Origin of the sequence: Fructobacillus cardui, from assembly GCF_963580785.1 — a bacterium.
Lineage (GTDB): Bacteria > Bacillota > Bacilli > Lactobacillales > Lactobacillaceae > Fructobacillus > Fructobacillus cardui.
In genome coordinates this window covers 158,613-165,353 of record NZ_CAUZLS010000004.1, presented here as the reverse complement: position 1 = coordinate 165,353, position 6,741 = coordinate 158,613, and the positions used below count along the sequence as shown (strand labels likewise).

Annotated in this window: 7 protein-coding genes and 1 pseudogene; 3 read left to right on the top strand and 5 right to left on the bottom strand. The window is 44.5% G+C overall.

Going from position 1 to position 6,741, the window contains the following annotated elements; translation table 11 throughout:
* Positions 1 to 103 (top strand): annotated as a pseudogene (locus AABI20_RS07600) (IS30 family transposase); the annotation flags it as partial.
* Between the two features lie 6 nt (positions 104 to 109).
* Here AABI20_RS07600 and AABI20_RS05275 read toward each other — a convergent pair.
* Entirely contained in the window at positions 110 to 1,813 is a 1,704-nt protein-coding gene (locus AABI20_RS05275; RefSeq protein WP_288847017.1) for a septation ring formation regulator EzrA, read from the bottom strand.
* Between the two features lie 376 nt (positions 1,814 to 2,189).
* Here AABI20_RS05275 and rpsD point away from each other — a divergent pair, with 376 nt between their 5' ends.
* Positions 2,190 to 2,801: a 30S ribosomal protein S4 gene (gene rpsD / locus AABI20_RS05270; RefSeq protein ID WP_047974713.1), complete on the top strand. Its 612-nt coding sequence runs from the start codon at positions 2,190 to 2,192 to the stop codon at positions 2,799 to 2,801.
* 169 nt (positions 2,802 to 2,970) lie between these two features.
* Positions 2,971 to 3,228, top strand: a complete 258-nt coding sequence (locus AABI20_RS05265) for a hypothetical protein (protein ID WP_047974712.1) — start codon at positions 2,971 to 2,973, stop codon at positions 3,226 to 3,228.
* Between the two features lie 275 nt (positions 3,229 to 3,503).
* Here the strand turns inward: AABI20_RS05265 and AABI20_RS05260 are convergent, their stop codons facing one another.
* Genes AABI20_RS05260 through AABI20_RS05245 form a run of 4 tightly spaced genes read right to left on the bottom strand, consistent with a single transcriptional unit; the run spans position 3,504 to position 6,739 of the window.
* Positions 3,504 to 4,703, bottom strand: coding sequence for a Zn-dependent hydrolase (locus tag AABI20_RS05260; RefSeq protein WP_338346980.1), 1,200 nt, complete (start codon positions 4,701 to 4,703; stop codon positions 3,504 to 3,506).
* Positions 4,693 to 5,733: an MFS transporter gene (locus tag AABI20_RS05255; RefSeq protein WP_338346978.1), complete on the bottom strand. Its 1,041-nt coding sequence runs from the start codon at positions 5,731 to 5,733 to the stop codon at positions 4,693 to 4,695. Before AABI20_RS05255 ends, AABI20_RS05260 begins: the two co-directional genes overlap by 11 nt.
* A gap of 32 nt (positions 5,734 to 5,765) precedes the next feature.
* Positions 5,766 to 5,951: a hypothetical protein gene (locus AABI20_RS05250; RefSeq protein WP_053068928.1), complete on the bottom strand. Its 186-nt coding sequence runs from the start codon at positions 5,949 to 5,951 to the stop codon at positions 5,766 to 5,768.
* Positions 5,952 to 5,968: 17 nt separating this feature from the next.
* Positions 5,969 to 6,739, bottom strand: a complete 771-nt coding sequence (locus tag AABI20_RS05245; RefSeq protein ID WP_047974711.1) for a thiazole synthase — start codon at positions 6,737 to 6,739, stop codon at positions 5,969 to 5,971.
* Between the last annotated feature and the right edge of the window lie 2 nt (positions 6,740 to 6,741).

Genomic DNA, 6,741 nt, shown 5'->3' with positions numbered 1-6,741 from the left:
ATTATATGAGGCGGTTGAACTCATTAACAAGCGGCCCATGAAATTACATCATTATCAAACACCATTGGAAGTTTTTACGGATGCGTTCGAATTAAACTTGTAATCTGCCTTATAGAAGAACCGGGTCCTGATTTTTCTGGAGACGCTCGAAGGCTCCGGGCTCAGCCACTTGCAAGACTGGCTTCATCTCTTTAATCACACCATCGTAATCAAAATCGACTTGGTAAAGCTTTTGCCCCACCTTCAACGCCTTCGCAACTCCTTCGTCTTGTTCGCGGTAACGATTAGCGTACTGAAGCAGTGAAACAGCCAAATCAGCAGCGATAATCACATCGTGGGCCTGTTCCTTTAAGGTATCAAAGTCAGCAGCAACAATGTTTAATTGACGCTGCACATCGTCCAGATCAACTTCACCTGCGTACACAGCCTCGTCTAGACGCGTAATTTCGTCACTCACTGCAAAAAATTTTTGTAGAAAATCCTCAGGTAACCCCGGCAAGTCGCGACGTTCAAGCGATCGCTTCACACCGCGAATTTGATCAATATAGCCAGCCGTGTGCTCCTTAGCAGACTTCAAAGCGGGTTGGAACTCTTCAATTTGATGGTACAAGGCGACCTGGTCACTATCTAATTGGCTCAAAATTGAAAACCAATTTTCTTGGCGCGTAACCGCCCAGCTGTATGTCTGACTGCCTTCCTTTAAGGCTCGTTGAACTTCTTGTTGGCTCAACACTAAGCCTTCAATATCATGGTGATAACTAGCTTGGCGGTCTTCTTCTTCATGGCCAAGGATAAAGCGTCCCTTCAAATAAGTTAGCTCAAGGAGCAAAGAATGGTTTTGTTCCTTAACCCGATCAAATTCCATATTCACACGTTCTTGCTGCTTAAAGTAACGGTGATAAGCCTGATATTCTTCTTCCATAAGGTCATACAATTCTTGAATCTTCTGGTTCAAAGTCGTTGAAATAGTATTTGCTTCCTTGACTTTCAAACCTGCAATCGCCTTGAGTCCTTGGAGGCGCAGGTCATCGACTTCATTCAAGGCTTCCTCAACAACACCTTCTGCAAAAACAACGCCACGATCCGTCAAATCGTGCCAACTCGTGTTTAACTCGTTAATCTGATCCAAGTATTTTTCATTAAAGGTGGTAACTAAAATTGGCAGGTTCTGCATATAATCGAGCACTTGACCAGCAATCATCCCCACCTCTTCAAACTTTTGGGCTGCCTTGACTCGGTCTCCAGACTCAATTAGTTCTTGATAGCGTTGGTACTCTTCTTCTTCATCAAATAAAAAGGCTAATAGAGCAGGGGCACTGGGGCCGTAAGGATTATCTGTAGCTGTTAACCGATCCGTAATATCGTCAAAGTCACCGTGTAATTGATCGATTGCCTGACGTTGAATTTGATTTTCTTGCTGAATATCTTCCAGTCCTGAAACAACCTGTTTTTGCAAGGCAGCAGCTTCCGTCATTTGATCCAATAAAGATTGTAATGACTTCCTTGTTTTCCTAACGTTCAAACCTGCGCTCAGTTGCATTGCTCGATTGATTTCCGCATCAATCGCCGCAAAACGATGGTTGCGCAAGTCACGGTAAATCTTTTCCGTTTCTTGGAAATTTTGCAAAGCCTGGCCTGCTAATGCGACCTTCCGTGCGGCGGCTAAATCAGTTGCGATGTCTTCATCCATGAGCGCTTTTTTAGCCATGCTAAAATCACCTACCTGTGCGGCGGCTTGGCGCTGTATCAAAACCGCCCAACCAAGGCCGATTAAGATAGCGATAATCACGATAATTGCAATAATAATCCACATATGTACTAAACCCTCAGCTTTATTTACTAATTAAGTCCACCATACACTATTGTTTGATGAAATCAGACCCATTTACTTCCTTTTATCCCTTTCTTAAGATTTTTTACTCTTTTCAGTCTAGATTTTACAAAAAGATTGCAAAAGAATCGACGATGGCTGGGTTTTACCATCAATTTTCCCTTGCTAATCTTCTTCTGATTTGCTATACTTGTTGAAGTTGTATTGAGTAGCAGTCGGTAAAGAAGCGCGTCAACAACGTCCAAACTCGTTAGTAAGGACTTGGCTACAGTCACTGAGAAACGATTTTTCTTGACGCTGCACGCATCTGGTGCCGACCCTCAAATGTACAGCAAAATACATTTTGGAGGACATATACATGTCACGTTATACTGGACCAAAATGGCGTATCTCACGTCGTTTGGGTGTTTCACTTTCTGGAACTGGTAAGGAATTGTCACGTCGTGCCTACGCACCTGGTGACCATGGCCAAGGCCGTCGTGGAAAGGTTTCTGAATATGGAATGCAATTGCGCGAAAAGCAAAAGTTGCGTTTCACTTATGGTTTGACTGAACGTCAATTCCACTCATTGTTCAACAAGGCCGGCAAGGTTCGTCAAGGTACTCACGGTACCAACTTCATGATCTTCTTGGAACGCCGTTTGGACTCATTGGTTTACCGTCTTGGTTTGGCAACTACTCGCCAACAAGCACGTCAATTGGTTAACCACGGTCACATCTTGGTTGATGGTAAGCGCGTTGATATTCCATCATACGAAGTTGTTCCTGGTCAGGTTATCTCTGTTCGTGAAAAGTCAAAGAACATTGTGCCTATCCAAATCGCTGTTGAATCAGTAGTTTCACGTCCACAATTCGTTTCATTTGATGCTGACAAGCTTGAAGGTACTTTCGTTCGTTTGCCAGAACGTGAAGAATTGGATGCTGACATCAACGAAGCCTTGATCGTCGAATACTACAACCGTTTGGGCTAATTTAATTAACTCTTTCTGGTTGAAAAGTCACTGCTTATGCAGTGGCTTTTTTCTTTGCTCAAATAATTCGGTTGTAAACTAGTTGCAGAGGTCGACTTTAGACGGTTAGGCTTCATTCCAAAAAAACATGTTAAACTAGAACAATTATATCAATAATTGGAGAGAAATCATGTCTTGGCTCATTAACATGTTCATCATATTTGTTATTACTTGGGTGGCTATTACCAGTATGGAAAAACTAAAAACAATAACGGAACAAAGTAAACGCAAAAAGTTATCACTGTCTTTCGGTGCCTCCTACATCATCTTGGGCTTAATCATCACATTTGTGAGCATCAAAGTTCATCAATCCGCATGGTCAACAATTGGTGCTCTTATGATTGGCTTTGGCATCGCGATCCCACTAATCCTAAGAAAACAACAATAATCCTTATCTTGTTGACTAACCATTCTTTTATGAATAGTTTTCGACTGGAAGTCAAGCTTACCAAGGGTTTTGACTTATTTTCTTTATCAAGAGTCTTACACCTCCATTCTAAATTTACCTTGAAAAAATCAGACCAGAGATAACCCACACAATCGTTGAAAAGGGCAACGTTACCAATTAAAAGCGTCCCCACCCACACTTTCATCTTTCACGAATCAAACAGCACAAAAGAACCATCCCCCGTTATATTTGAGGAATGGTTCGTCTTGTTCATACTACCCCACTAATTTTGCCAAAACGGCCGTCAAAACCCGTTGGCCATTTTCCAAATCTGCTGGTGTTGTCTTCTCATCTGGTACATGACTAACCCCGCCAACGCTGGGGACAAAAATCATGGCAGTCGGCACTTGTTCCCCCATCACCTGCGCATCATGACCTGCACCAGATGATAAGAATTGGTGCGTCAGACCAACTGATTGGCATGCTTCCGCAATCTCCCCCTGAAGACCCATATCCATTTGGGTGGGCATAACTGCCGTAGTCCGCTCAAGTTTTGCCCGATACTGGTCCACTAGTTTGGCCACCACACCAACAGCTTCTGACAAAACCGACTGGTCTTGGTGGCGTAAGTCCAACGAAAAAGTAACTAGGCCAGGAATCACATTGGCTACATTAGGCTCCAACTGAACTTTGCCAATGGTGTAGCGTAAATCAGGAATCTGCGCTAACTCACGGTAGAGGTCCGCCAACAAACTAACTGCTTGTTGGCAGGCATCATCACGGCAATCCATTGGTGTTGTTCCAGCATGGTTAGCCTGCCCCACCAACTGAATCAAAAAGCGTTCCTGACCAACAATGGTCGTTACAATACCAATATTGATCCCCGTATTCTCTAAAATCGGCCCCTGTTCAATATGCAGTTCTAGGTATTGGGTAATCTTTAAGCATGACGCCGTTTGAACAAAGGGACTCAGGGCAGCCACCGCAGCTTGACGAACTTGGCCGAAGGTCTGTCCCTGAACATCATCCAAGGCATCAAAGCCCTTCAAATCCCGTTCAAGTAAATATTGTGAGCCCGTAAAAGTCGCATCAAAGCGTGATCCTTCCTCTTCTGAAAAAATAACGGCAACGAGTGGCTGTCGCAAACGTTGTTCTGATTTGGTCACCTGACTAACCGACAAGACAGCAGCTAAAGCGCCATAAAGGCCATCATATAGGCCACCATCGACAACAGTATCCAGGTGCGAACCAACCAAAATTACAGGTTCTTTGGGCCAAGTTAAATCAGCAGTCGCATACAAGTTGCCAATTTCATCAACCCAGGGTACCAGTCCCAATTCCTTGATAATGTTGACACACTGCTTCTGTGCCTGACACCAGGCCTGGTCATAAACCGTCCGCGTATAACCCTGATTTTTCGTGCGACCAATTGCTTGAAAACTCTCCAAAAGGTCGGTAATTTTTTTATCCTGCATTTCTCTGACTCAATCCAAAACCAAGTAACCCCAACAACAGCAAGGCCGCTGCTAAATCAAAACCAACCGAAAAAGTTCCAGTCACATCCGTTAACCAGCCCGTCAGATATGACGCCGTAATCGAGGCCAACATCCCCATAAAGTTATAGAGCCCAAAGGTTGTTGCGACTCGCCCCTTTGGTGCATGGCGACGAATAACTTGCAGCAACAGTGGGTCAATCGTCATTTTCCCGGTCAACCCATACAAAATCAGTGCCAAAACAATCTGCGTTGAATTTTGACTCAGACTGCCTAACACCAATGCCAAGGCCGACAACGGTACAAAAAGGTACAGAAATCGTCTAGCATGTGCTGTTTGATCTAATTTTTTCGCCAAAATTAAGGCACTTGGAATCGCAATCAAGGGCACAATCGAAGCAATCAAACCGACAAAGCGTTGGTCAATATTTTTCATTCCCAACAAAAAGGTTGGCAACCAAGTTAACATGGCAATCTGGCCATAAATCGAGCAAAACAAAAGCCAATAGGCACCAACTAGTGGCCGTTTGAAAAACGGTCGCCAAATTTTTGGCGCTAATTTTGCTGCTAACGACGAGATGAGCGATTGCTGTTGGCCACCGCGTGCATTCACCGACTTTCCCCCATACCGAATTGGCCGGCCCTCTTTAGGTAGGCCATACAGGTACAGGAAACCGACCATCACCGTCGGTAAGGCAAGCACTAAAAAGGGGGTTGACCAGTGGTCCTGATTTTGAATTACCAACGTACTAGCCAGCAAGGTGCCAAGAATCTGTCCAACACCCTGCCCGCTATTAATAATGGCCATGCCCAAAGTTGCATGGCGGTCACTAAGGTTTTCATTAATTAATCCATAGGCCGGACCGTAAAAGCTGCCCTGACCTAAACCAACCAGAGATCGCACCAATAGAAAAAGAGTAAAGGTTGGCACGATACCCGATAGAAAAGTCATTACTGCAAAGAAGAAAAAGCCCAAAGCGACAACAAGCTTCTTCGAGTGACCATCAGCCAAACGTGAAAATGGTAACTGACTAACCGTATAGGTTAAAAAAAAACAGATGAAATCAGTCCCAATTCAGCATGGCTCAGACCAAAAGACCGTTGAATTTCCGGCATCACTGGATTTAAGATTGTTCGATCGGCATAGATAAAAACCCAACCAAGAAAATTAATCAAGATGATTTTCTGTGCTAATGATAGATGAAGCCTTGCCCGTTTCGGCTGGATCATGGCCACTCCTTTCCTTTCTAACCAAGGCTCACACCTGCCAGCGGTGATGATGGTGCAGCCTTTTTCGTCAATATTCGTCCTGGTTTTGCCAGGTAAGCCTTGCGACCAGCCTCAATCGCTAAGTGAAAGGCTTCGGCCATCAGGGGAATGTCCCCCGCTGTTGCCATTGCCGTATTAGCCATGATGGCATCGACACCCATTTCCATTGCTTCGGCCGCTTGACTGGGACGGCCGATTCCGGCATCCACAATAATTGGCAGGTCAATCTCGTCGACCAAAATTTGAATCAAATCTTTGTTTGAAAGGCCCTTATTAGTGCCAATTGGTGCTCCCAATGGCATGACGGCAGCAGCACCTGCATCGACTAATTGCTTTGCAATATTGAAATCAGGCAAGACATAAGGCATGACAATAAAGCCTTCCTTGGCCAAGACTTCGGTTGTCTTTAACGTTTCATAGTTATCGGGCATCAAATACTGCTTATCAGGAATCACTTCTAGTTTAATAAAATCACTCCCACTCAGCTCACGAGCAATTCGCGCCATCCGGATTGCCTCCTCAGCGTTCGTGCACCCCGAAGTGTTTGGCAAGATTGTTGTTCCCTGCGGAATAAAGTTTAAAATGTTTTCCTCAGCTATACTCGTTCGGCGAAGAGCCATCGTGATAATTTCCGCTTTGGCATGGTTAACCGCTGAGTCAATCAGCTCGTATGAGTACTTACCAGAACCCAAAATAAAGCGTGATTCAAACTGGTGGCCACCGATGACCAATGGATCATTTGTCGACATTT

Bases quoted from the DNA above. Each gene is read 5' to 3' on its own strand.
- AABI20_RS05275 (WP_288847017.1), bottom strand. From the start codon at position 1,813: ATGTGGATTATTATTGCAATTATCGTGATTATCGCTATCTTAATCGGC.
- rpsD (WP_047974713.1), top strand. From the start codon at position 2,190: ATGTCACGTTATACTGGACCAAAATGGCGTATCTCACGTCGTTTGGGT.
- AABI20_RS05265 (WP_047974712.1), top strand. From the start codon at position 2,971: ATGTCTTGGCTCATTAACATGTTCATCATATTTGTTATTACTTGGGTG.
- AABI20_RS05260 (WP_338346980.1), bottom strand. From the start codon at position 4,703: ATGCAGGATAAAAAAATTACCGACCTTTTGGAGAGTTTTCAAGCAATT.
- AABI20_RS05250 (WP_053068928.1), bottom strand. From the start codon at position 5,951: ATGATCCAGCCGAAACGGGCAAGGCTTCATCTATCATTAGCACAGAAA.
- AABI20_RS05245 (WP_047974711.1), bottom strand. From the start codon at position 6,739: ATGTCGACAAATGATCCATTGGTCATCGGTGGCCACCAGTTTGAATCA.